The sequence below is a fragment of the Rufibacter latericius genome, assembly GCF_003721515.1.
Lineage (GTDB): Bacteria > Bacteroidota > Bacteroidia > Cytophagales > Hymenobacteraceae > Nibribacter > Nibribacter latericius.
Map to the genome: position 1 here is coordinate 233888 of NZ_RJJD01000003.1, position 26574 is coordinate 260461.

A 26574-nucleotide genomic window follows, 5' to 3' on the forward strand; every position below is an offset into this window, starting at 1 on the left:
CTATTTGATTAATTTGCTCAAGAATTTGATGGCCATCCGAGCCCGGGTTTTCACCGTTCCCAGCGGAATGTTTAACTCTTCGGCCACCTCACTTTGAGTGAAACCGTTAAAGTACATCAAATCTATAATAACTTTCTGGTCTGGGTTCAACTGCTCTGTCATTTCCTGCAACCCAATGTGATCTGGTTTGAAACCATCGGCGCTTACCATGTGAGAGGTGACGGTGTTCTCCATGGGTTGCGTTTTTGAACCTACGCGATATTGCTTTGAGCGGATTTTATCAATAGCTAAATTACGGGAAATGTTGAGCATCCAGGTAAAGAGCCGTCCTTTCTGCTCGTCATAGGTATGGAAAGCAGACCAGATCTTCACGAAGCTTTCCTGGAGTACATCTTCGGCTACCTCCTCCTGCTTTACAATCCGGAGGATTACCCCGTAAAGCGCCGCTGAGTAGTTACGGTACAGAAGAGTGACAGCCCGCTGGTCCTGCGCCCGCAATTGCGCCACCAGCTCCTCTTCAGAAGTAATATGTAAGGTTGAGTCCAACAACTATAATTTTAGGCCTAAAGGCAGTGATGACTGAAGCGGCACAGGGGGAAAGTTCCTACCCTTACGTAACTCTTTTAACACAGTTAGGTAGAATATGTTTTGAAGAGACCGATCATCAGCTGGTATCATGAGCGTATTTCTACGGACAACCCGTTGGCAAGTTATTCTCTTTCCCTCAAATAAGTACAAAGCCTAAAGTATTAAAACCATGCCCATCCAAACGGTCAATCCATATACCAATCAGATAGAAAAAACCTTTGAGGCAGCTTCGCCGCAGGAGATAGAAGAAACCCTGCAACGGGCCGAGGCGGCTTTCCAAAGCTGGCGCACCACTACTTTCCTTCAACGGTCCACCCTCATGCAACGCGCCGGTGACGAACTTGCCGGCAACACAGATTATTACGCCCGCACCATATCCCTTGAAATGGGGAAACCCCTTGCGCAAGCCCGAGGCGAGATAAACAAGTGCGCCATGGTGTGCCACTACTATGCCCAACATGCCGAGGAGTTCCTGCAAGACGAAGAGATCAGGACCAGTGCCGTGCGCAGTTTCATTTCCTTTGAGCCTTTGGGTACGGTGCTGGCGGTGATGCCCTGGAATTTTCCTTTCTGGCAGGTGTTTCGGTTTGCGGCTCCGGCGCTTATGGCAGGAAACGTGGGCTTGCTGAAACACGCCTCCAACGTTCCGCAGTGTGCCCTGGCCATTCAGGAAGTATTTGACAAGGTAGGCTTTCCCCACGGATGCTTCCAGTCGCTGCTCATCGGGTCAAAAGAGGTGGAGCAGTTGATCAAAGACGACCGAGTGAAAGCGGTAACGCTGACCGGTAGCGAAGGCGCCGGGGCGAAGGTGGCCTCGGTGGCCGGAAACGAGATCAAGAAAACCGTGCTGGAACTGGGCGGCTCCGATGCCTTCGTGGTTTTAGCCGATGCCGATGTGGAAGCCGTGGCCAAAAAAGCCGCCAACGCCCGCCTCATCAATACCGGCCAGAGTTGCATTGCCGCCAAACGGTTCATCCTGGAGAAACCTATTGCCGAGGAGTTTTTGGCCGCTTTTTCTAAAAACATGCAGAAAAAGCGCACCGGCAACCCTTTGGAAGACGAGGATATTGATTACGGTCCATTGGCCCGCGTGGATTTGGCCCAGGAACTCACCGACCAGGTGAAACGCTCCGTAGATGCTGGTGCCAAGCTATACCTGGAAGGCGGACAGCCCGACCCGGAGAAGGCCCTCTTCCACCCTGCCATCCTCACCGACATTAAACCGGGCAATCCAGCCTATACAGAGGAGTTCTTCGGGCCGGTGGCTTTGGTGTTTGTGGCCGAGGATGCCCAAGACGCCATCCGGATCGCAAACGACTCTCCCTTCGGGTTGGGGGGTTCCATCTGGACGGGTGACATTAAACGTGGACAGGAACTGGCAAAGCAGGTAGAGGCCGGAGCCGTGTTTGTGAATGCCATTGTGGCCTCTGACCCAGCTTTGCCCTTTGGTGGCGTGAAGAAATCGGGCTACGGGCGTGAACTGTCTTACCTGGGCATCCGGGAGTTTGTGAACCAGAAAACCATCTGGGTTGATTTGCCTCAGGAATAGCCCAGCAGTTTATAGGTGATGTACCCCACCCACTCATGAATAAGGCGGGCCCAATCATACAAGGCCTCGGCACTTGGAATCAAGAGATCGTCCAGGTGAAAGCTACGGTCATGGGTCTGGAAATCGACGGGGAAGGTGTCGGTTTTCAGGCCCACTTTTTCAAAACAACCCTTCGCCCGGCGCATGTGAAACGCAGAGGTGATGAGGACTAAGTTCTTTAATTGTGGGTTTTGGCTGAGTAATTCCTGGGTGAATGTGGCGTTCTCGCGGGTATTGCGGCTGCGTTCTTCCAAGAGTAAATCAGTAGCTGGTACTCCGGCATACAGGGCGGTTTGCTGCAGGTTGCTGGCCTCGGTACGTTCCACGTCTTTGAGGGCCCCGGAGCCGCCCGAAACAATGATTTTCTTCAGCTTCCCCATCTTATACAACTGAATGGCTTCCAGAATCCGCTCTGCCCCTTCGTTGTAATGCACCCGGTCATGCGGGCCTTGTTCACCTCGGTGACGCCCGTGAGCACAATACCGGCATCATAGGTCTTCACGTCTTGCATCAGGACAGCCCGCGGCTCCCAGGCCAGCCACGCTTCGTTACTCAGGAAAGGGTTGGTAAACAAAAGCAGCAAGACAAAACCCATCCTAAAGAACAATCTCTTTTTAGGCTGATTTCTTAAAAATAGCCCCAAAAGGAAAAGGGCTACAATCCATAACAAAGGGGAGGCAAGGTACTGGAGAAGTTTGGAGAGGATAAAGAACATGTCTGGGGGTGAAAAGCCACTACTCCGGTTTCGCGAGCACCAGGGCTTACACGATTACCAGATGTCAGGGTAAAAAGGTAATCTAGGTTTGAATCACCCAAAGAAACGGCGGATGGCCCAAAGCACCAAACTGAGCAGAATACTTAGGAGCAGCATAGTGGTGAACGGAGCGAAGATTTTGAAGCCGGGCCGCTCCACCCGCACATCGCCGGGAAGGTGCCCAAACCACCCCATCTTAGGGCCCGCTACCCAAATGATCAATCCGATGACCACGATCACGATTCCCAGGATGACTAAATATTTACCCAGTGGCTGCATCTTTTCAAGGGTTAAAGGACTCTTTTGTATAAACCTTCCTTAACGAAATCAAGGTGTTTATCTGTTTTCTACTTTCTTTTACGAAAAGACGCTTAATTCGCCGCAATTACGTTTGTTGCCTTCTTCTGCTGGCACCAATTCTTCTGTTGCGATCTACGAGCTTTGCCCAAACCAGCTTTGAGGTAATTTCTGTGGCGGTGAAAGCCCCAGAGAAAGTGAGTTTCAATGCCAGCCAACCTGATTTCGGTGTCTTTTTTAGAACAAAGCCTATTCCTTCACCGCAACAAAGTGCTTCTCAGAACCGCTTCAACGCGATAAAGGATAGCCTGCATCTACTTCAGAAATCTATTTCTTATGTAAAAGGGAACGGGGTAACCAGTTTGGGAACGGTAAAGCCGCCTACGGTGGAACAGAGCTTCTTCGGGCTTCCTTCTCCAGGCATCCCGAATGATGATGACCTGGCGGTCTCTAATTCAGGGATGGTGGTAAGTGTGATGAACGGGCGCATTGCCATCCATGATGAGACCGGATCTATCTTACGTTCTTTGACCCTTTCGGCTTTGGTGAAAAGCCCTACTTTGACGGGGTTTGATCCGCACGTAATGTATGATCCTGAGCAAGACAGGTTCCTGGTGGTTTTTCTCACCGGGCATGTGGCCGAAGAAAGCCAGATCCACCTGGTTGTGTCCGCTTCCGCGGATCCCGTGGGTACCTGGCACTCCTACACCCTGGATGGAAACCCACTGAACGATGATACCTGGAGCGACTTCCCTTCCCTAGCCGTCTCCAAAAACGAGATTTTTATTACCGCCAATTCTTTCGCCAATGGGTCCACCAACAATTCCGGGTTCAGGCAATCGGGAATCTGGCAATTGAACAAACAGAATGTTTTGGCAGGATTACCGCTTTCGGTTTCCGACTCGCGCTATTTCCACTCCATTCGCTTTAAGGATGAGCTTCTTTTCAATATAACTCCGGTGAAAAGCAGCAGTGGCGTGGGAACCCTGCCTTTCTACTTTCTTTCCAATGAGGCAATTACCGCCAGCCAATCTACCAAGCTTTTATTGCTGACACTTGCTTCTCCGCTCCCAGACCAGTCAGCTAAATTAGCCATCCAGGAATGTGCCGAAGCAACTGCCTACACCTTGCCCCCTAACCTTCGGCAGAAGAATTCCAGTCTTTCTTTAGGCCGAAACGATGCTCGGGTGATGCAGGCTTATTTGCACGATGACCGCATCCATTTCGTCATGAATGCTTTGAATACCTCGGAGGGAAACCCCAGGGCCGGCGTATACTACGGGCAGATTTCTGCTCTTTCTTCCCCTACCCCAACGGTGCAAAGCAAAATGGTGCCAGAGGAAAGAGACGCCGCTTTCCCTACCCTGGCCCACATAGGTCTGACGGAAAAAGATGGGGCTGCTTTGCTGGTGTATGCCCATTCCTCACCCATTGATTTTCCGGGGTACTCCGCGGTTTTAGTAGATGCCGCTGGTGAATTTTCCAGTCCCCTCCGGGTAAAAGAAGGAGAAGATTACGTAGCAATCCTGGGAGATTATTCAGGCATAAGCCGGCAGTACAACAAACCGGGAGTGGTGTGGGCGCAAGGCTGTGTGGTTGTCAGTACTGGGTTAGGCGGAGGTGGTGAACGGCAGCCTCATATTTCTAAATTAGTAAACCCTTCAATTTTAGGTTCTCCCCCTCCCACGCAAAACTCTGCCTCCAGACTTTACCCAAATCCTACCGCCGACCAGTTTACTATTACTTTTAATTTGAGTCAACCTTCCCCTATGACCATTGCCTTGTACACCAACCAGGGTTCTTTGGTGAAAGTACTTTTGCAAGAGCACGTACGGGCTGGGGAAAGCACCCTCCGTTTCAGAACCGATGTCTTGGCAAATGGCACCTACCTGCTTTCTGGCACAAATGCCAACCACGAAATAATATTCCAGAAGCGGCTGGTAGTCACAAAATGAGCTTGCCTCTTATTATTTATTATTATAGAGTAGGTTGATCCCTTTTCCCTTTGTTTTTGTAAAACGGGCCTAAAACAGGTTTCACCTTCTTTCAGGCAAAGGTTGGCTATAGCTATTGCTCAGGTGCTGGGCATTCACCCGGTTTCTTTATCCTTGTGAAATATTGATATCTTTGAAGCCCCTTGCATCGGATAAGGGACGTTAGAAAATATCTCCCCGTAAACCTGATCCTATGAAAGCTGTTGGAATCATTCCTGCCCGATTTCCCTCTACCCGATTTCCTGGAAAGCCATTGGTAATGTTAGACGGGAAATCCATGATCCAACGGGTGTATGAGCAGGCTCAATTGGCTGGATTATCTAAAGTAGTGGTCGCCACGGATGATGAACGGATCAGGCAACATGTAGAGGAGTTCGGGGGAAATGTGGTCATGACTTCCTCGCACCACCAAAGCGGCACCGACCGTTGCTACGAAGCCTATACTAAATTGGGAGAAGAGTTTGAGGTAGTAGTGAACATTCAGGGCGATGAACCCTTTATTCAGCCGGAGCAGATAAACAAAGTTCTAAGCTGTTTCTCACAACCCGAGGCGCAGATTGCGACCCTCATCAAACCCGTTCAAACACAGGAAGAGTTACTGAACCCTAACAGCCCCAAAGTTGTCATCGGGGCGCAGCAGCAGGCCTTATATTTCAGCCGCCATCCAATCCCGTACCTGCGGGGTGCCGAGGAGCAGGACTGGCTATCCCGCCATGCCTATTACAAGCACATCGGGATTTACGGCTACCGCAGTTCTGTTCTAGCGCAATTAACCCAGCTACAACCTTCTGACCTGGAATTAACAGAGTCTTTGGAGCAACTTCGGTGGCTTGAGCATGGATTCAGGATTATTACCGCTGTGACTGAGCTGGAAACCATTGGTATAGACACCCCCGAAGATGTAGAGAAGGCGCTCCAGTACCTGAAAAAGAATTAAGAAATAGGAATTTAGATTTTCTAGAAATTTCTGTACTCAGAACTTAGCCCCTTCGGCGGCTTAATCAGCCGCCAGATTTTTTCGCTTTGTAGCCCAGGTCAAGCAGCAGTTGCAGGACTTTGTCCCGAAAATCGCCTTGGATGGTGATTTCTCCGTCTTTGGCGCTTCCGCCAACCCCGCATCTGGTTTTTAGCGTTTTACCTAACGACTGAAGGTCACCCTCTTGCCCTACAAATCCGGTGATGAGGGTCACTTGCTTCCCGCCCCGGCTCTTTTTGTCTAATTGCACGCGCAGGTTCTGCTGTTGGGGCGGAAGCGTCTGGGTTTCTTCCTCCTGCTGGTATTCGTATTCAAAATCTGGGTTGGTGGAGAAAACCACTCCCTCCCGGCCTTTCTTGTTTTTGCTCATGTTTTAAGATTTTGGCGCCAAAGCGGCGACTACTTCTAGCGATTTCGGAAACATCTTTACTTCAAACTCCTTTGCCTGTCCCATAAACTCTCCGTCGGCATGAAAGTACTGCGGCTCTTTGCTTTGTACGGAAACGGTGGCACAGGTATGGAATTCGGCCAGGCTGGAATGGGCAATTTGTTTGGTCATAAGGCCGTAGCCCAACTGAATAGCCTCGGCCACGCCTACGTGCCTGATGAGGCAGACATCCATCAATCCATCCTGAATATTGGCCATCGGCGCAATGTAGGCGTTGTTGCCGTACTGCGAGGCATTGGCGAAAGCCACCACAAAGAAATCGGAGGTGAGTTCGCGCCCGTTGATGCGGACGGTGGCTTCTTCCGATTTAAAGCTACGGAATTCCCTCACCACCAATTGCACGTAACTACTCAGGCCCCGTTTCGTGCTCTGCGCGAAAACCGAACTTACCAGACCATCGAACCCAATACCGGCCGTACAGAAAAACGGGTGGTCGTTGATGGTACAGGAATCTATGTAATGGAAGCTAGCCTGATTTAAAAGGGCAAGGGCCTGGGGCAAAGCCAAGGGAATTCCTAAATGGCGGGCCAATCCGTTACCAGAGCCTTTGGGCAAAATGCCTAAAGCCGAGGAAGTGCCTTTCAGTCCTCGGGCCACTTCGTTCACCGTTCCGTCCCCGCCCACGGCCACTACTAACCGGGCGCCGTTTGCGGCGGCTTTCTGGGCCAGTTCAGTGGCGTGTCCTGCCCGTTCGGTGAGTAGAATCTCGGGTTTCCAGCGCGAGGTATCCAGATGGTTGGAGATCAGATCTGGAACCGATACCGTACTCCGCACCCCGGACTTTGGGTTTAATATAAAACAAGCTTTCTCCGGAGCCGATGTACTTTCCATGGAATTCAGAAGTTTCTTCAGAACAAATCTCCAGTTGCTTTCCCTCTTTTCTAAACCACACCAGAAAGGAAAATAACTGTCTTTTGCAGCCCATCTGTTTTAAGGCCGATTTTGTAAAAATACACAAAAAAAGTGGTGCCGCCCCAGGGGCAACACCACTTCCATATGCTTATACCGCAATAATTATCCGATACGGGCGATCAAATCAGCGGCACGGTTTGAGTAACCGAACTCGTTGTCATACCAGCCTACTACTTTCACCAACGTACCGTTGGCAGCTGTCTGCTGGGCATCAAAGATGCAGGAATGCGGGTTGCCTACGATATCAATAGAAACGATGGGATCTTCGGTGTATTCCAGAATGCCTTTTAATTCGTTTTGAGCAGCCTTCTGCATCACCGCGTTGATTTCCGCTTTGGTTACTTCTCTTTTCAGGATAACGGTTAAGTCCGTCAAAGAACCATCCGGAATTGGAACGCGCATGGCCACACCGTCCAGTTTCCCGTTTAGGTGGGGCAATACCAAACCAACTGCTTTAGCGGCACCGGTTGAAGTAGGAATAATAGAAACGGCAGCTGCACGGGCCCTACGCAGATCTGAGTGAGGAGCATCTTGCAGGTTCTGGTCTGCGGTGTAGGCGTGAATGGTAGTGATATACCCTTTCTCAATTCCGAAAGCCTCATCCAACACCTTCGCCATTGGGGCGAGGCAGTTGGTAGTACAAGAAGCGTTAGAAACAATGGTTTCGTCACCGGTTAAGATGTCTTCGTTCACCCCTAAAACTACAGTTGGGATGTTTCCTTTGGCCGGAGCAGAGATCACCACTTTCCGGGCACCTGCTTCCAGGTGTCCGCCAGCGCCTTTCTCATCCACGAAACGTCCGGTTGACTCTAAGACTACGTCAACGTTCAGTTTGCCCCAAGGCAGGTTTTTAGGCTCACGCTCGGCGAAAACCTCAATGCGATTACCGTTTACGGTGATGCTTTGCTCATCAGCGGAAACAGTTCCGTTGAAACGGCCGTGTACTGAATCATATTTTAATAGATGCGCAAGCGTGGCATTGTCTGTGAGGTCATTGATGCCAACTACTTCTACATTTTCGTGCTCGATCAGAGTCCTAAAGGTAAGACGGCCGATACGGCCAAAGCCATTGATGGCTACTCTTATTTTCTTAGACATTTTACGTAAGGTTTTGTTCTTGTTTAACGGTGGCAAGTTACATGTTCCGACAGGCAAAACAAACTAAAAATTTACCGGCTCATTTTGAGCTAATTACCGTTTAAACGCATTTATTTTAACAAGGATGCTTGTCAGTAATAAAACCGCCCTCTATATTTGCATCATCAAAACCGAAAGATGGTCCGTTCGTCTAGGGGTTAGGACACCAGATTTTCATTCTGGTAACAGGGGTTCGATTCCCCTACGGACTACATAAAACAAAACAGCCTGTAAGTTAATTGCTTTCAGGCTGTTTTGCTTTAGTACCATCCTATTTTAGCCTGTTACCCAAACTGAAAAACAGCCCTTAATCCTTTCCTCTCCATACTCCCCATGAATTAAACAGAAAAAGGGGAAGTTGCTTAGTTCCTGTAAGACTGAACTTGAACTCGCCTTTATAGAATTCTGCTTACTTATCGGAATCATTCGATTTGCTAACAAGTATGCTTTTGATCTTGCTGCTTAGACAACAGTTCACCAACCAACTACTTGCAAGGTAATTTACATGCATCAAAGTTGATTTTAGTAAAATAAAGCATATAAAACGTTTCATTATTACATTTAAAATAATTTTATGTAAATTTTAGACACATTTGGAACTTCAACCTATTAAAAAGTTGTAACAGCATAAATATATATTCCAAAATATAATCTAAATTGTTTTTAATGTAATTTTTGTATTAGTTTACACCAGAATTAGATCAGAAAAGCAATTTAGTTTTCTTGTTCTAATTACTAGCACTCCCCTCTTATTACCTCCCCATAATCTAGCTCACCAATTACCAGAACCTTTAATCAGGCATTTAATGTCTAGGAATAAATACGCATATACCTCAAATCAAAGGAATAAGAAAAAATATCAGAACGGAGTTCGATCTATATGCATAAGCTTAACTTTTAACCTGCTAAACCTTTAACTTAACCCTTAAAACCATTAACTAAACGAACTTTAATACAAATTTCTCTAAGAATTTTTAAAATTGCAGCATTCTGAATACAAAATTTAATTTACCCTTCTCAACTTAACAAAAATCATATGAACGTACACTTACTTGCAATTGCAAAGGCTAACGCTAGGCGCTACGGCATTATGCTTTGCTTTTTAATTTTAGGCACTGTTGGTGCCTTTGCCTTAGGCGATGCCTATGTGGATGCCGGCTTGCCTGCTCCTACAGTAACTTCAGATAAAGATGATTACTCTCCTGGGCAGGTTGCACATATTAAAGGTTCTGGTTGGACACTTGACCAAAGTGTTCATATTGAATTTAGAGAAGAGCCAGATTATCCAGATGTACATTCATATGATGTTCCTGTTAATCAAGATGGTACTTGGAAATTAGATTACAATATTGAGGATAGGCATCTTGGAGTTAAGTTTACAGTAACTACTATTGGTAAGACAACAGGAACAACTGCAACTACAGTTTTTACGGATGCTGGAATAAGCAATGTTACTGTAACAACTGGCAATACTTACTGTACAGAAAACCCGATTTCTGTACGATTCGAAAAGATATCAGCACAAAATAATAATGTTACTGGGCAATTTGTTGCAGGTGCAACTTTTATAGCAGAACTTATAAATTCGAGTGGAACATCAAATTTAGGTGAAATTGGTCGCATTACCGATAATGTTGGGAATAATGGACTTTTAACTATAAACGGAAAAGTTCCACCTATTACTACTGGTTCAACTTATAGAGTTAGGGTAAGGTCAATAAACCCTATCACAAATACTCCAACAAGTAGTATAAACCTTCAAATAAATGAATCACCAACAACAGCTAATGCAGGAGCGGATCAACTGAATATCAACGGAACTTCTACTAATTTATCGGGCAATCAACCTTCAATTGGAACAGGTACTTGGAGTATTGTAACCGGAACAGGTGGATACTTTGGAACCTCAACAACTAAAACAACAACTTCTACAACCTCTAATGCTACCTTTAATGGAACTGCTGGTGAAAGCTATACTTTGAAGTGGACTAACACTAATGGAAGTTGTACCTCGTCAGACAATGTAATTATCTCTTTTAGAGCCAATAATCCTAAACCGGTCTTAACTACTGTTGCGCCTGTAAGTAAAACAGTGGGTGAAGCTGCTTTTACATTAACAGTTAGTGGAAGTAATTTCATTAACGGTTCAATTATACATGTTAATGGTATTGCCAAAGGCACAGAATTTGTAAACAGCACTCAACTTACTACAAGTATTCCGGCAAGCGATTTAACAACAGCAGGAGTGAAAAAGGTTACTGTGGTTACTTCTTCTCCAGGCGGTGGAATCTCAAACGAACTTGATTTTACAGTAAATCAAGCGCAGCCATCAATTACTTGGATTGATGCTGGCATTATTTCTTATGGTACAAATTTATTAGGCAAGCTCAATGCTGTAGCAAATTTTAATGGTGCTCCAGTAGAAGGTACATTTGTTTACAAACAAGGAGCGAATGTAGTTACTAATACTACTATTCTTAATGCTTCTACATCGGCTTATCCTCTATCTGTAGAGTTCACACCAACCATTACTACAAACTACAAAACAGCTTCAGGTACAAACTCTATTTTAGTTAAAAAGGCTGCAAATACCATCACTTTCACCAGCCTTGGTACTAAAACCTTCGGAGATGCAGCTTTCGACCTTACCGCATCTGCATCGTCTAGCTTGCCTGTAACCTATGCAAGTAGCAATACCGAGGTAGCTACAATATCTGGAAGTACGGTTACAATCAAAAGAGCTGGTAAAACAACAATCACTGCAACTCAATCAGGCGACAACAACTATGAAGTTGCAACTGCTATACCACAGGAGTTAATTGTAAATAAAGCAACGATAACACCAGTTTGGGCAGTAGGTACTTTATCTCAAACCTATGACAACACTGTAAAAACGGTAGTAGCTTTCACTACACCGGCAGGCTTAACGCTGAGCTATGACTTTGGTTCAGCAAATCCGAAGGATGCTGGAAGTTATCCAGTAACAGCGACTATCAATGATGCTAATTACCAAGGAAGTGTAAGCGGTTCATTGGTAATTGCCAAAGCCCCTACCGCCACACTAGTATCTGCTACTGATGCTATTTACAATGGTTCAGCTCATAGTGCCTCGGCTATGGTTACAGGAGCCGGTGAACTGGAGGAACCCGTGACAGTTTACTATTCAGGTGTAGCGCCAACGGTTTACCCTTCCTCTACAACTGCTCCTACCAACGCTGGTACTTACAAAGCCACGGCTACCTACGCCCAATCCGCCAATTACCTGAGTTCAACTGACAGCAAGGACTTTACAATTGAAAAGGCTACTATTACCCCAATTTGGGCAGCCGGTACTTTATCTCAGATTTTTGACAACAAGGTAAAAACAGTAGTAGCCACTACTACACCTAGTAGCTTAACTTTAAGCTATGACTTTGGCTCAGCAACTCCGAAGGATGCTGGTAGCTATCCCGTTACAGCAACTATTATTGATGACAATTATTCAGGAAGCTTAAAAGGTACCTTGGAGATTGCTAAAGCAAATCAAACCATCACTTTTGCTGAAATTGGAGATAAGACTTTTGGTGATGCTGCTTTTGACATCAGCCCAAGTGCCACTTCTAACCTACCGGTCAAAATCTCCACAACCGGGAACATCAGCCACGATGAAAGTACTGGTAAAATTACCATTAACGGTGCTGGTCCTGTCAGTGTAACTGCTACTCAGGATGGTAATGCTAACTACAATGCTGCAATCTCTGTAACCCGTAGCTTTAAGGTAAACAAAGCTAACCAGACTATTACGGTAGTTACATCTGCTCCAGAAAAAGCTGTTTACAACTCCACCTTTACTGTAGCAGCTACTGCATCTTCCGGTCTGCCTGTAAGCTATGGTAGTTCCGATAAACTTAGCAACGTTGGTGCGCAGTTCACAATGAACTCAGGCACAGGAACAGGTACTGTAAGCTACAGTCAGGATGGTGACGACAACTACAATGCCGCCTCTATTATAACGGAAATTGTTACAGCGGAGAAAGCAAATCAGACTATTACGGTAGCAACCGTCTCTCCGGCCAGTGCCGTTTACAATACTAGCTTCACGGTAGAAGCCACTGCCACCTCTGGTTTGGCAGTTGTATACAGCAGCTCTGCTCCATTGAGTAACATCGGTGATACCTACACCATGAACTCCGGAACCGGAACAGGAATTGTGAGATACAACCAGGCTGGCGACGACAACTACCATGCAGCTCCTGAAGTTACGGCAAAGGTAACCGCCCAGAAAGCTGCTGCCACAATTACATTAAATACGGCTGATCTGTCGCAGACCTACAATGGTTCCGCTAAGACTGTAAGTTACAGCATTAGCCCTGCCGATGTAACTGGCGTAAGCGTAACTTATAGCCAAAAGGAAACCACCGTTTCTAACCCAACCAATGCAGGCGCTTACGAGGTTCTCGCTTCGTTAACGAATGACAACTACAGCGGCTCCGCAGAAGGTACCTTGGTAATTGCCAAAGCCTCTACTAAAACGGAAGTTGTTGCTAGCGATGCCATCTATAACGGATCTGCTCATAAAGGTCCTGCCACTGTGAAGGGCGACGGCGGTTTAAATCAAGCTATCACCGTTTATTATGCCGGTGTAGCACCAACTGTTTATCCTTCTTCTACCAACGCCCCAGTTAACGCCGGTACGTATTCCGCAACAGCTTCCTATGCTGAATCAGCTAATTATCTTGGTTCATCGGATGAAAAAGAATTCACCATAGATAAAGCTTCCTCCATAACTGAGGTTACTGTTCCAGCTGGTCCTTTCACCTATACCGGCAAGGCACAAACGCCAGCAACGGTAAAAGTAACCGGTGCGGGTAACTTGGAACTGACACCTACTGCCACTTACGGTAATAACATTAACGCCGGTACTGCCACAGCAAGCTATACCTTTGCTGGTGACGATAACCACACAGGGTCTGAGGACAGCAAGTCTTTCATAATAGAAAAGGCCTCCTCTGAGACAATTGTTAACATCAATGGCGGCCCGTTCACCTATACCGGTTCATCCATCACCCCGGCCACAGTTGAGGTGACCGGAGCAGGTGGCCTAAGTTTAACGCCTACGGCAGAGTATAGTAACAACATCAACGCTGGCACCGCAACCGCCTCCTTCTCTTTCTCTGGCGATGAAAACCACACTGGCTCAGAGGGCAGCAAGACCTTCATTATTGGTAAGAAAGCAGCTTCTGTAGTAGTAGCTCCAAAAACAAAGGTGTATGGTGCTGAAGATCCTGATTTCACTGGTACCCTGGCTGGTTTCATTGAAGCAGATAAGGTGGTAGCTACCTACAGCCGGGTAGCTGGTGAAACAGTTGCTGCTGGTCCATACCCTATCTCTGCTACATTATCCCCTGTTTCTGCATTGGGCAACTATGATATCACCAACACTCCGGCTACGCTGACCATCAGTGCCCGCCCTATCACTGTGAAAGCAGATGACAAGCAAAAGACCTATGGAGATGTAGATCCTGAGTTGACATATGTCATTACCTCCGGTTCTCTGGTGAACAAGGATGCCTTTGCAGGCGTACTTTCCAGAGCCGAGGGCGAGAAGGTGGGTTCCTATACCATTGACAAGGGAACTCTTGCTTTGGGCGATAATTACGACCTTACCTTCCAAGGAGCCAAACTGACTATTAATAAGAAAGTCGCATCTGTGGTTGTGGATACCAAGACGAAGGTGTACGGCGACAATGACCCCAGCCTAACCGGCACAGTTACCGGCTTCCTGGCCGCTGACAAAGTGGTCGCCACCTACAGCCGCGCTACCGGAGAGAATGTGAGCACCTATGCCATCACAGCAGCCTTGGCACCTCAGAATGTGCTAGATAATTACGAGATCACTAACACTTCTGCTACCTTAAACATTACGAAGAAGGCTGCTTCAGTTACTCCAATTGCTAACAGCAAGACTTACGGTAGCTCTGACCCAACCTTAACCGGTAATTTAGCAGGCTTCTTGACTAGTGACAACGTAACAGCTACTTATAGCCGGGCCAAGGGTGAGACAGTAACGGGAGGTCCATACCAAATCTCTGCTACTCTTGCTCCAGTTGGTGTCCTGGGCAACTATGACATCACCTACAACACGGCCAGCTTCACCATCGGCAAGAAGGAAGCTTCAGTAGTTGTTGCTGCTAAAACGAAGGAGTACGGCGCTGCAGACCCTGAGTTTACAGGCACGCTAACCGGATTCCTGGCCTCTGACAACGTGCAAGCTGCCTACCGCCGCGTTGCTGGTGAAACTGTTAGCGATGGTCCATATGCCATCTCTGCTACGTTGTCTCCCGCTACCGTGTTGAGCAATTACGAGATCTCCAATACTCCAGCTACCCTTACTATCACCAAAAAGGCCCTTGTGGTAACTGCACAAAACACAAGCAAGTATTGCGGACAGGTTAACCCACTCTTTACCGTTACTTATGACGGATTTGTGAATAATGAAAGTTCAAGTGTATTGGGAGGAACATTATCCTACTCTACCACAGCAAATGTTAGCAGTGGACAAGCTACCTATGATGTAACTCCTGGTGGATTTACCTCTAGTAATTATGCTATAACATTCAGAAAAGGCACTTTGACTGTGAATGGGGTAACAATAGATGCTTCAGCGAGTGGAAGCCCTGTTCCTGTAGGTTCTAAAGCAACACTCTCTGCTACAGTTTTACCAAATGTTCCTGGGGTTAATGTAATATTCAATCTTGACGGCAAAAAAGTTGGTGAGGCACTTACAGGTTCTAATGGGGTGGCAAATTTTGATGTATTGGGTTTGATTACAAATGTCTACCAAGTAGAAGCCTCTACGGCAAGCGGATGTGCTAAATACACTGCCTATCTTCCTGTTTATGATCCTAATGGAGGTTTTGTGACAGGTGGCGGCTGGATTAACTCTCCGGCAGGTGCTTATGTAAAAGATCCAGCAGCAGTCGGTAAAGCTAACTTTGGCTTTGTGTCCAGATACAAAAAAGGTTCCACTACCTTAGATGGCGAAACAGAGTTCCAGTTCCAGGCAGGTAACTTAAAATTCAATAGTACCTCCTATGAAGCAGCAACCCTCGTTATCAGCGGTGCGAAAGCAAGTTATAGAGGTGTTGGAACAATAAATGGTACAGGAACTTATAAGTTCACATTAAATGCTATTGATGGCCAAGTAAGTGGCGGTGGAGGCTCCGATAAGATACGCATGAAAATTACCGATGCAGCCGGAGGGACTGTTTATGATAACCTGATAGGTACAGCAGATAATGCGGATTTGAGTACGGTTACTAGTACTACTTTAGGTGGAGGTTCTATTGTAATCCATGAGGTTAAAGCGGCTAACGTGAAACAATCTGTAGCAATTATTGAAACACCAATCACCACAGAGGCCAAACTTACCTCTTACCCTAACCCACTCACCGATGAGGCTTCTGTTGAGTTCAGTGTGGCGCAAGACGAAGCGTACAGCCTGGACATTTATGACATGAAAGGCGGTTTGGTGAAAAACCTGCAGAAAGGAAAAGCTGTAGCGAATGAAACCATCACTGCCAAGTGGGATGCCAGATCTACCAACGTAGGTGTCTACATTATCCGGTTGACCACCAACGATAAGGTTAAAACTATCCGGGTAGTACGGCAATAACCTTTCGGTACCTTAACTAAAAAGCCCCTTGCTTAAAGAAGCAAGGGGCTTTTTCTTTTATCATATTTGCTCTCTTTTTCAAAAATGGTCTTAAAATGGATAAGCCACTGAAGAAATTCTCCTCAGTGGCTTTTTCGGTATTCTTTAAGAAAAAGGATTTTAAGCTCCTTCGGGTAGCGGCATCACGGAAAGATAAGGTTCAATGACATCCATATAGGAGACGGCGCTGTGGAAGGTGCCTACTACTTCTACGCCGTGCTTGGCCCAGACTTCTAAAAACGTGTTTTCATACGGATGAAGGGTAATAGACCATCCTTTGAAATGCCGTAGAGCAAGGGCCTCCCCTTTTTGCGCCAACAGCTCTGCCTGTACCCATGGAGGAAGCTTCCGGAAAAGCGAATGTTCTAACATGCTACTTCTTCAAACTGAGGTTCCTCCCCATAAGGCTTACTTGCAAGATTTAGTTTCATCCCAAGAAAGGAGTTACCCGTTTTAAAAGCAAATTCCAAAAGGAAGCAGGAAAGGAGAATCGCTAACTTCAATCCGAAAAATTCCCCATGCGGCCCTGCTCGAAATCTTCAATGGCTTGCAGTAATTCCTGGTTGTTGTTCATCACGAAGGGACCGTAGGTAGCCAAGGGTTCTTCTATCGGCTCGCCGGAAAGCACTAGGAAGGTGGTGCCTTCTTCAAAGGAGAGCTCTATACCTTCGGCATCCCACCCCATTACCACCAACTGCTTGGTCTGGGCTACCCGGTTGTCATGTAACCGAACCTGGCCTTTGACCACGTAGATTCCCGTGTTATAGAAAGCTGGCAAGGAAAGGCTAAGCTGTGCACCTTTGGGTTGCCAAATGTCCAGGATAGTGATGGGGGAAAAGGTCAGGGCGGGACTCGAAACACCTTCATAGGTCCCTGAAATTACCCGGATGGTACCTTTATCTTGGGCTGTAGACGGAAGAACCGGTATGTGGTCTTTTCTCAGTTCCTGGTAGCGGGGCGGAGCCATCTTGTCCTTTTTGGGCACGTTTACCCATAACTGAATCAATTCCAGGATTCCGCCTTGCCTGGCAAACTCTTTCTCGTGCCGCTCTTCGTGCAGCAGGCCGGCGCCGGCGGTCATCCACTGCACATCGCCTGGACTTAGTTTGCCGCTGTACCCGGCGGTGTCGCGGTGAGCCAGGGAACCCTGGTACATGATGGTAACCGTTTCGAAGCCGCGGTGGGGGTGCGAGTCTGCTCCCAGGGGCTGATCTGTAGGCTGCACATGCATGGGGCCGGTATGGTCAAGGAGCAGGAACGGGCTCAATTGCCTTATTCTGGAACCCGGCATAGGGCTGGTTACCTCGAACCCCTCTCCCACCTTTTTCTGAACTCCGTCAATGACCTGGAAAATCCTTCGGTTCATAAGTACCTTATGTATTGTTGGCGGCAACAGAAGCCTTGGCACAGACTTCCTTCTCACACCAACTGTTTATGGCTTGTTTTCGTGAAAATAGCTCTTAAACAGGTTTCTTGACTTTACCCATTTATGTACACCGGATGGATCATGTTCTCAAAGGAATAGATCTCGTCCCATTTCTGCTGGTTGATCAGCTTTCGTTCCTTCACTACAATCTGGTGGATGGATTTACCCGTAGCCTGTGCTTCTTTGGCAATGGAGGCAGAAGTTTCATACCCCAGAAGCGGGTTCAAGGCGGTCACAATCCCGATACTGCGCATCACCTCTTCGCGGCAGACATCCACGTTGGCCGTGATGCCGTCCACGCATTTGGTTCGCAGGGTGGTGATGGCGTTGATCATGTAGTTCATGGAAGTGAACAAGCTGAAGGCAATCACCGGCTCCATGACATTTAACTGCAACTGACCGGCCTCGGCGGCCATGGAAATGGTGACATCGGCGCCCATGACGTAGAAGGCGGTTTGGTTCACCACCTCCGGAATCACGGGGTTCACTTTGCCAGGCATGATGGAGGAACCAGGTTGCATAGGCGGCAGTTTGATCTCGTTCAACCCCGCACGAGGGCCTGAGGAAAGCAGGCGCAAGTCATTGCAAATTTTGGAAATCTTCAGAGCACTGCGCTTCAGCATAGCCGATACCAGCACATAGGTACCCATGTCTGAAGAGGCCTCAATCAAGTCAGGGGCCAAGGTGATGGGCAGTTTGGTTATTTGTGCGAGGTATCGGGTACAAAGTTCGGGGTAGCCTTGCGGGGCGTTGATGCTAGTGCCAATGGCGGTTCCGCCCATGTTACACTCCGTGAGTTTGTGCTGGGCTTCGCGTAAGTGTTTGATATCGTCGTTGATAGTGGTGGCGAAACTGTGGAACTCCTGGCCCAGCGTCATGGGTACGGCATCCTGCAATTGGGTGCGACCCATTTTCAGGACATCCTTGAATTCCTCGGCTTTGCGCAAAAAGGCTTTCTTCAGATCCGCTAAGGCTTTGAGGTACACATCCACCTTCAGGTGCACCGCCATCATAATGGCCGTCGGATACGTGTCGTTGGTGGATTGGGAACAGTTGACGTGGTTGTTGGGGTGCAGGAACTCGTACTGTCCCTTCTTATATCCCAGGTATTCCAACCCAATGTTGGCGATGACCTCGTTCGCGTTCATGTTTACCGAGGTGCCTGCCCCACCCTGAATCAGATCGGTGACGAATTGGTCCCGGTACTTTCCCGCAATGAGTTCATCACAGGCAAAGATAATGGCTTCGGCAAGTTTTTGGTCCAGCACTCCCAGATCACGGTTGGCCATGGCTGCGGCTTTCTTCACGTAGGCAAACGCCACAATGAAAAGCGGCTCAGAAGCATTGGTGATACCGGTGATGTGGAAGTTTTCCAGGGCCCTGAGCGTCTGCACCCCATAATAGGCAGTGTTAGGAATCTCTTTCTCGCCCAGGAAATCGTGTTCTATTCTGAAGTCTGTGTTCATCTAACGTGCTTTAGTATCAGGTGTGTGGGGACTCCTGTACTTTACCGGTTTTAAATGAACTTTGTTTTAATTCAGCGTAGATGCGGAAACTACGCAGATCTGATGCCGCTGTTTTAGCCTTGTTTTGAGCAAAACAGCCTCAAAGCTGGTCTTACACCTTAGCAAACTTCACCTTGATAATGGTGGTGAGGTAATCATAGATCTCAGTGACCTCTTTGTCATATAGAAACATGTTGTAGAAATCGGCCTCTACCTTGCTCACGCGGCAACCGTTCTCCACCATCTGAAAAACCACCTCCCTGATCCGGAGCGGGTGGCCTGCCAGGTTGAGCATACAGGTGGCATCCTGGGCTTCTACCAACAGAAAGAGATGGTGCAGGGCGTCGTCTTCAAAATGCGGCTGTTCTGTCATCTTGTATTTTTTGTATTTGGCCTGAACGCGGACAAACCCGCTTAGGTGCCATTTATACGTACTATTTGCTAAAACTACTCAGGTAATTTCTTTCTTAGGTTTGCTCACCAGGTACACTCCCCCGAAAATCATGGCCGCATAAAGCGCTTTCTGCCACGTAAACAGGTCTTTGCCCAAACTCACCGCTATGAGAATGGCGAAGACCGGTTGCAGGTAAATGTACACGCCCACCAGCGCCGGACTGGCATATTTCATGGCCCACACGTTCAGGAGGTACGCCAGAATGGTCAACGCAAAGACCACAAACGCGATGGCAACCCAGATGGAAGCCGGAAAAGTGGCATACTTAGGTTGCATCACCTGCTCCAATCCAAACGGAATCACCCCGATTGACCCTACCAGAAACACCCTGCTCACAACCGTGATTGGATTATAGCGTTGCATGAGCGGTTTCACCAGTACAAGAAACGCCCCGAAACACGCCGCATTGACCAGCATGAGCACATCGCCCAGGATGTGGCCTTGTGCGTTGCCCGCTTTCCCCGATATGAGTAACATGGCACCCAGGCCAGCCAGCAGAATGCCTACCATCCTGAAAACCTGGATCCGTTCCTTAAGCAGGTAAGCCGACAAAAGTACCACCACCACTGGCGACACCGTCTGAATAAGTGAAGCGTTGATAGGCGAGGTCAGGTTAAGCCCGCTGAAGAAAGACAATTGGTTAAAGGTAATCCCGAAGATGCCGCTAAGAATGACCCTTACCCAGTCGTTTTTGCCCTGGATTTTCTCTTTCACCACAAAAAGAGACAGAGCCCCGAAAACCAGCACCGCACTCACCACCCGGATCACAATCAACCCGAAGGGTAGCACAAAGCCGGGCATGATCTCTTTGGCGATGCTGTAATTTGCCCCGTAGATGAGGGCCACCAGAAACAAGGCGCAGTGCACCTGTACTTGTCTGTTCATTGCCGCAAAGGTAGGCAGCAGGAGTTTGCCCCACCTACCCCCACGTACTGTTTTAAAGTTTCTTTCTGTAAATCGGGCTCAAAACAGATTTCCTAAAACACTAAGTATCAAGAAGTATATCACTTTAAAAGGCCTAATTATTACATTCTCAATACCTTTTCCCTCCCAGGACACATGACTCGTTTATTTATCGTAAGCAAGAGAAAGAAGGGCTGTAGAAAATAGATTTTAGCTAGCAGGATACGTATTTTTACTCTTACCTTTGCATGCCTTTTCGGCCGAACTCCTTTGCCAAACCGATGGGGCAACCGGATGCCATTGAACACGCGCCTCCGGCTTTAAAACCAATTACCATGAGTGATGCGATAAAACATGAGTGCGGGATTGCCTTGGTCCGCCTCCGCAAACCCTTAGAATACTACACAGAAAAATACGGCACTCCCATGTACGGCATCCAGAAGATGTACCTGCTCATGGAGAAGCAACACAACCGCGGTCAGGACGGCGCCGGTTTTGCCAGCATCAAGATCAACGCCACACCCGGCACCGAGTACATTGCCCGGTACCGGTCGGTGAAAACCAAGGCGATTGACGCTATTTTTGGGAAAATAAGCGAGAAATACGGCAAGCTGAAACGCAAGTACCCCGAGGAAGCGAAGAATGTACAATGGCTCAGAGAGAATCTCCCCTTCATGGGCGATGTGTATCTGGGCCATTTGCGTTACGGCACCCACGGCCTAAACAGCGTGGACAACTGTCACCCCATGGTGCGGGAAAACAACTGGCGCAACAGAAGCCTGGCCGTGGCCGGTAACTTCAACATGACCAACGTAGACGAGCTCTTCAACGTGCTCACTGATCTTGGGCAGCACCCGCGCCAGAAGATTGACACCGTTACCGTACTGGAGAAAATAGGCCACTTCCTGGACGAGGAAAACCAGCGCCTCTTTGACTACTTCAAACCCGATCACAACAACGAGGAAATCACCGCTCTTATTGAAGAGAACCTGGACCTGCAGCGTGTTTTGCGTAGGGCTTGCAAGGACTTCGATGGTGGGTACGCCATGGCGGGACTTACCGGTTACGGAGCGGCTTTCGTGGTGCGTGACCCGTCGGGCATTCGGCCGGCTTATTATTACATGGATGACGAGGTAGTGGTAGTGGCATCGGAGAAACCGGCCATTAAAACCGCCTTCGGGATTGAGTACAGCCAAATCAAGGAAATTTCTCCCGGGCACGCGTTGATCGTGACGAAGGATGGAGAGGCCGCAGAAAAGGAAGTGCTGCCTGCCTTAGAGAAGAAATCCTGCAGTTTTGAGCGCATCTACTTCTCCCGCGGAAACGACCCTGAGATTTACCAGGAACGCAAGATGCTGGGCAAATTGCTGAGTTCCGATGTGTTGAAAGCGGTGGATTACGACCTGGAGAACACTGTTTTCTCCTACATCCCTAACACCGCCGAGTCTTCTTTCCTGGGCATGATGGAAGGCGTGGAAGACTATCTGCGTTCTTACCGCCGCCAAGCCATTGCCGAGGCTAATGGCGATATAGACAAAATAGAGAACCTTCTCTCCTTCCGGCCGCGGGTAGAGAAACTAGTGATCAAAGACGCGAAACTCCGCACCTTCATCACCGACAACGACTCCCGCGATGACCTGGTGGCCCACGTCTATGACACCACCTACGAGGTAGTGAAGAAAGGCATTGACACCGTAGTAGTGATTGACGACTCCATTGTGCGTGGCACCACCCTGGAGAAAAGCATCATAAAGATGCTTGACCGCCTCGGACCGAAAAAGATCATCATCGTGTCCTGCGCCCCACAGATCCGCTACCCAGATTGCTACGGCATTGACATGTCTAAAATGAAGGAGTTTGTGGCCTTCAGAGCCATGATGGGCTTATTGAAAGACAACAACAAGGAATGCCTGGCCACAGAGACCTACCAGAAGTGCCAGCAGGCCCTGGCTTCCGGAGCCGCCCGCGAGAAGAACTTTGTACAGGAACTCTACGACCAATTCACGCCAGATGAGATCAGCGGCAAGGTGGCGCAGATTGTAAAAGCCGCTAATGTCAAAGCCGAGGTTCAGGTCATCTTCCAGACGGTAGAAAACCTGCACGAAGCGATCCCAAACCACTTGGGCGACTGGTACTTCACCGGCAACTTCCCTACCCCCGGCGGCATGAAAGTAGTAAACCGTGCTTTCGTGAACTTCATGGAGAACAAGGAGGGAAGAGCTTATTAATGTGCCAATTTTTCTAAGGTGCTGATGTGCTAGTTAAGCATGTAAAATGAAAAAGCGAGCCGGTTCCATAAACCGGCTCGCTTTGTTTTAAGACCACTTTTCTGAAATAAGGCCAAAAACGGTTTACAGTTTCACGAACCGTTGCTGGACCAGTTGGTGGTTAGTCTTAATGCGAAGGATGTAATTTCCAGCTTGCAGTTGTTGCACAGAAATCACCGGGGTACCTCCGTCAAGAGTGGGTTTTGCCCTATTAATGGTTTTGCCCTGTACATCCAGAATCTCCACGGTGGCGGAGGCATCCAGGGTAAGGTTTCCTAAGTAAAGATAGTCTTGGCTGGGATTGGGGTAAAGCGTCACCTGTGCTAAGGCAGCTCGCCCGGACTGAACCGCAACCACCTTGCTGTACTCAAACCCACCGTCAAAGTCAATCTGTTTGATGCGGTAATAGCTGGTGGCAGTTGCAGAGGAGGAATGCTGAAACTCGTATTTTTGTTCGATGGTGCTGTTGCCTGCTCCGGCTACTTTTCCGGCAGAGGTAAAGTTCTTTCCATCCAGGGAAAACTCAACCTCATACCGGTCATTGTTCACCTCAGAAGCCGTGGCCCATTGCAGGTGCACCTGTTGGTTTTTACGCTCTGCTTTTACATAAAGCCAGGTAACTGGCAGTACGGTTTCCATAGTTGCCAGCGCGAACTGCCCAAAACTCATCACAAAATTGCGCTTGGCGTAGCCACCCGTTACCGTCCGACCTTCCTTTCCCGGGGCATCCAGAGAACCTCCCCCGGTAGTCCATTCCTTGGCGCTGGTGGCATTTTGCGGCCTTACCAACAAGGCGAATTTGTTATCAGAAACATTGGTGAACCCTTGCAAGGAGGTTTTGATGGTAAAGCTACCTTCTGAAGGCACTGCATTTGGGACTACATTCCAAACACCTTCGGTCTCCACATGGGTGTAGCTGTAACTGTTCTCCACCAGAAACATGTCAGCGTTTTGATGGTTTGTGAGTGGCTTAAAGCTGACGGCAATGCTTTGGAAACCGTTTCCGGTTAAGCCAATAGAAACTAGGTCCACTTTCCGTTTTCCTGAGGCGTTTCCTACCGGGAACGAGTAGGTGCCACTGCTTCCTACAGCTCTTCTCAGGGTGCCCTGCATGTAGAAAGAATAATCAGTCATCTGCAAAGCCGCAGTATCCTGTCTTAAAAGAGAAAGCTCATGGACATCGGTTTTGAAGAGACCGCTTTTGTGGGTAAAAACATTAGAGACGTTCACAGTTTTAGACAAGGTCACTCCCCCCGCAAGCTTGGCCACCAGCAAGTTAGCGACTGTGCCTGGCAAGGCATCTCCAGAAACCATTTCCGAGTTTCCGATGAAGCCATAACTCGCCTGAGGAGAAAAAAACCTGGTTCCACTCACCCGCACGTTTCCGTCCGAAGTGCCCGTTCCTGTTTGTTTAATTCCCTGCGGAGAACCGTACAGTAAGGTAGCTCCGGCTTCCAGAACGAAATTCCCCGTCCCGCCCACCGCCCTGTTACTGGCAATCTGCAGAACGGCCGGGGCTTTCACCGTAAGGGTGCCTGCCAAGTCAAAGTTGGCACTGAATAGATGGTTGCCTACCTCGTTTTGAGTGTTGGCTTCATTGGCGGTGAGAAGGAGATGATGGTAGGTAATTTTCTGGGAGTTGCCGTAGGTTCCCCTGATAGATTGGTTCTGGCCGTTGATAGAACCATAGAACTCAATGGTACCACCAGTAAGAATATAAGGAGCGTTCTTGCCAGCAAGTTCAGGTAAGGATGAACTGGTCTTGCTTGTTCTGAATAAACCACCGGTCATAGTCAGGCCACCCTCTCCTTTTAAGGTTTTGTTACTGATGTCCAGGACGGCATTGGGAAGGATGGTGAGATTCTGATTAATGGTGGTAGTAGTGGAAATGGTTTTGGCCGTAGAGTTGCTTTCATTTGTACCACTAACGAGCACCTGATGGTACGTGTAATTGGAGCCTCCCCTAAGAGTCTGGTTTCCGTTCCCGGCTAATTCAAGGGTACCTCCGGTTAGTTCATAGGCTCCCGTCAATTGGGGCACGATGGTGTTCAATACATTCGTCTGGAAGGTTCCGCCGGTCATCACCAGTTTTCCAGAGCCAGTGACATCCGCCGAGGGCGAAACCATAAAGGTGCCTTGCTTTATTTCCAATCTTCCGCCCTGAGGAGAGATAGCCGTATTGTTGGAGATGCCAAGGGTATTTGTCAGTGTCACTGAAGTAGGATTGTCAATGATGATGATTTTCCCGCTTGCCGTAGCTGGGAAAGCGTTTCCAGTCTGCTGCGGAACTTTACCTGAATAAACAAAAGTGGCCAACTGGTTGAAGGCTCTTCGGCTTTCGGTGACCTGCACGTTCCCCATGGCGCCAGTTGCGTTAATGCCTTGAGGGCTGGTGATATACAGCGTTCCGCCTTGGTTCAGCGAAAAATACCCCTGGCCTTGTACCTGATACCCGTTATTGGAAGCATCCAATCCGAAGTCAAGAATGGCACCGCTCTCCACGGATAAAGTACCCGCATACACCGAGTTGGTAGGATTAAGCCGCAGGTGCTGCCCGAGCTTAACCATGGAGCCCCCTTTCAAAGCTAAAGACACATGGTTAATTGGTCCGGAGGCCTGAATGGTTTGCCAATTGGTTCCGGTAAATTTGATGCCACTCGCAGAAGTATTGACAGTACTACTGTTCTGTATGGTGGAAGCAGCGTCTGTGACAAGGTTCCCTTTCAAATCCAGGGTAGAAATTGCTGCTGATGTTGCTGTTTGGTTTAAGGTAAGCACTGCATTTTGCAGAACCATCTGACCGGCCACCGTCATGGTACCGGTTCCACTTCCCTGGTTTTGGAGAAAATAAGTTCCTCCTGTGAGCGTAACATCCCGCCCAAACTGCAGAGACAGGTTAGGTGCGGCTAAAAGCAGAAGCGAAGAAGTTGCCGGCAAAGAAGTACTGAAAGCCTGTGCGGCAAGAGGGCCCGAAGAATCAGTTAATTGCCATTGGCTGTTAGCAAGTGCAGGAGCCACTGTTAAGCGGCCAAACCAGTACCCATGAGTTTGTGCCGAGAGGTAAGCGGTGCTAAACAACAGCGTGTTAGCCGATGCCGCCTCAATTCTTACCTCAGACAGAACATCAATTTCTTCTGACCCAGCCCAGATGGGTGAGGAAGCTTTATAGGTTGGTGTTTTAATGGTCAATTTAGCGGCTGCCTTCAGTTGGAGAACTCCCCGGTTTTCTATCTCTCCCTCCTGCACTACTTCCGCGGCAGAAGAAACAGAGAACTTGCCGGTAATGATCAAGCTAGTTCCGGCAGGAACAGTAAAGGTCTTCTGAGAGGCAATGTAGAGATTGGCAACTTGAAAGGTTTCCGAGATTTGGGTGGAATGTTCCAAGTGTAAGGTGGCAGAATTGGGAAGGACGCCCGTTACCGGTACCCAAGTTCCAGAGGAAGTAAGTTGTTCAAGCAAATTATTGCTTCCCTCCTGACCGATGCTGCCCGCTGAAACTGTCCGGTAATCGCCGGTAGAATACGGGACTGAACTCTCGGCCAAAGCAGGTGCACCCTTGAAAATAGCGAACGCCCAAACCAACAACAAAACCTGACATACACTCAACTTCCTCCTGCTAAAGTGTTCCCTAG

18 protein-coding genes and 1 tRNA gene are annotated in these 26574 nt (G+C 48.2%); 6 read left to right on the top strand and 13 right to left on the bottom strand.

Annotated features, from left to right (window positions below; genetic code table 11):
• A complete protein-coding gene (locus EFB08_RS06690; RefSeq protein ID WP_317125586.1) occupies window positions 1–546 on the bottom strand; it encodes an RNA polymerase sigma factor in 546 nt (181 codons plus the stop codon).
• A gap of 211 nt (window positions 547–757) precedes the next feature.
• Between EFB08_RS06690 and EFB08_RS06695 the strand changes: the two genes are divergently transcribed.
• Window positions 758–2137, top strand: coding sequence for an NAD-dependent succinate-semialdehyde dehydrogenase (locus tag EFB08_RS06695; protein WP_193553962.1), 1380 nt, complete (start codon window positions 758–760; stop codon window positions 2135–2137).
• Here EFB08_RS06695 and EFB08_RS06700 read toward each other — a convergent pair.
• The 3 genes from EFB08_RS06700 to EFB08_RS06710 form a co-directional block, all read right to left on the bottom strand.
• Window positions 2128–2610, bottom strand: a complete 483-nt coding sequence (locus tag EFB08_RS06700) for a YdcF family protein (protein WP_165864818.1) — start codon at window positions 2608–2610, stop codon at window positions 2128–2130. The two genes, EFB08_RS06695 and EFB08_RS06700, sit on opposite strands and share 10 nt — an antisense overlap.
• Window positions 2544–2771: a hypothetical protein gene (locus EFB08_RS06705; RefSeq protein ID WP_125077669.1), complete on the bottom strand. Its 228-nt coding sequence runs from the start codon at window positions 2769–2771 to the stop codon at window positions 2544–2546. Before EFB08_RS06705 ends, EFB08_RS06700 begins: the two co-directional genes overlap by 67 nt.
• A gap of 213 nt (window positions 2772–2984) precedes the next feature.
• Window positions 2985–3209, bottom strand: coding sequence for a DUF2905 domain-containing protein (locus EFB08_RS06710; protein WP_123126172.1), 225 nt, complete (start codon window positions 3207–3209; stop codon window positions 2985–2987).
• 146 nt (window positions 3210–3355) lie between these two features.
• Here EFB08_RS06710 and EFB08_RS06715 point away from each other — a divergent pair, with 146 nt between their 5' ends.
• Window positions 3356–5182: a T9SS type A sorting domain-containing protein gene (locus EFB08_RS06715; RefSeq protein ID WP_125077670.1), complete on the top strand. Its 1827-nt coding sequence runs from the start codon at window positions 3356–3358 to the stop codon at window positions 5180–5182.
• A gap of 232 nt (window positions 5183–5414) precedes the next feature.
• Window positions 5415–6158, top strand: a complete 744-nt coding sequence (gene kdsB / locus EFB08_RS06720) for a 3-deoxy-manno-octulosonate cytidylyltransferase (protein ID WP_123126174.1) — start codon at window positions 5415–5417, stop codon at window positions 6156–6158.
• 64 nt (window positions 6159–6222) lie between these two features.
• Here kdsB and EFB08_RS06725 read toward each other — a convergent pair whose 3' ends face one another.
• The 3 genes from EFB08_RS06725 to gap all read right to left on the bottom strand — a co-directional run bounded on the left by EFB08_RS06725 (window position 6223) and on the right by gap (window position 8655).
• Window positions 6223–6567: a translation initiation factor gene (locus EFB08_RS06725; protein WP_123126175.1), complete on the bottom strand. Its 345-nt coding sequence runs from the start codon at window positions 6565–6567 to the stop codon at window positions 6223–6225.
• A gap of 3 nt (window positions 6568–6570) precedes the next feature.
• Window positions 6571–7476: a diacylglycerol/lipid kinase family protein gene (locus EFB08_RS06730; protein ID WP_123126176.1), complete on the bottom strand. Its 906-nt coding sequence runs from the start codon at window positions 7474–7476 to the stop codon at window positions 6571–6573.
• Window positions 7477–7659: 183 nt separating this feature from the next.
• Window positions 7660–8655 carry a type I glyceraldehyde-3-phosphate dehydrogenase gene (gene gap / locus EFB08_RS06735; RefSeq protein WP_123126177.1) on the bottom strand — a complete coding sequence of 332 codons (996 nt, stop codon included), beginning with the start codon at window positions 8653–8655 and terminating at the stop codon, window positions 7660–7662.
• A 179-nt stretch (window positions 8656–8834) separates the two neighbouring features.
• Here gap and EFB08_RS06740 point away from each other — a divergent pair.
• A tRNA-Glu gene (locus EFB08_RS06740) sits at window positions 8835–8906 on the top strand.
• A gap of 824 nt (window positions 8907–9730) precedes the next feature.
• Window positions 9731–16348 carry an MBG domain-containing protein gene (locus EFB08_RS06745; protein ID WP_123126178.1) on the top strand — a complete coding sequence of 2206 codons (6618 nt, stop codon included), beginning with the start codon at window positions 9731–9733 and terminating at the stop codon, window positions 16346–16348.
• Between the two features lie 159 nt (window positions 16349–16507).
• On the opposite strand, the gene EFB08_RS06750 is transcribed toward EFB08_RS06745, so the two are convergent.
• The 5 genes from EFB08_RS06750 to EFB08_RS06770 all read right to left on the bottom strand — a co-directional run bounded on the left by EFB08_RS06750 (window position 16508) and on the right by EFB08_RS06770 (window position 20657).
• On the bottom strand, window positions 16508–16759 hold the full coding sequence (locus EFB08_RS06750) for a hypothetical protein (RefSeq protein WP_123126179.1): 252 nt from the start codon (window positions 16757–16759) through the stop codon (window positions 16508–16510).
• Window positions 16760–16886: 127 nt separating this feature from the next.
• A complete protein-coding gene (locus tag EFB08_RS06755) occupies window positions 16887–17753 on the bottom strand; it encodes a pirin family protein (protein ID WP_123126180.1) in 867 nt (288 codons plus the stop codon).
• A gap of 113 nt (window positions 17754–17866) precedes the next feature.
• Window positions 17867–19279: an aspartate ammonia-lyase gene (aspA, locus tag EFB08_RS06760; RefSeq protein ID WP_123126181.1), complete on the bottom strand. Its 1413-nt coding sequence runs from the start codon at window positions 19277–19279 to the stop codon at window positions 17867–17869.
• Window positions 19280–19430: 151 nt separating this feature from the next.
• Window positions 19431–19691, bottom strand: a complete 261-nt coding sequence (locus tag EFB08_RS06765; protein WP_123126182.1) for a hypothetical protein — start codon at window positions 19689–19691, stop codon at window positions 19431–19433.
• Window positions 19692–19769: 78 nt separating this feature from the next.
• Window positions 19770–20657, bottom strand: a complete 888-nt coding sequence (locus EFB08_RS06770) for a DMT family transporter (RefSeq protein WP_123126183.1) — start codon at window positions 20655–20657, stop codon at window positions 19770–19772.
• Window positions 20658–21010: 353 nt separating this feature from the next.
• Here EFB08_RS06770 and EFB08_RS06775 point away from each other — a divergent pair, with 353 nt between their 5' ends.
• Entirely contained in the window at window positions 21011–22903 is a 1893-nt protein-coding gene (locus EFB08_RS06775; protein ID WP_123126407.1) for an amidophosphoribosyltransferase, read from the top strand.
• Between the two features lie 123 nt (window positions 22904–23026).
• Here the strand turns inward: EFB08_RS06775 and EFB08_RS06780 are convergent, their stop codons facing one another.
• A complete protein-coding gene (locus EFB08_RS06780) occupies window positions 23027–26548 on the bottom strand; it encodes a T9SS type A sorting domain-containing protein (RefSeq protein ID WP_165864819.1) in 3522 nt (1173 codons plus the stop codon).
• Window positions 26549–26574 lie beyond the last annotated feature (26 nt).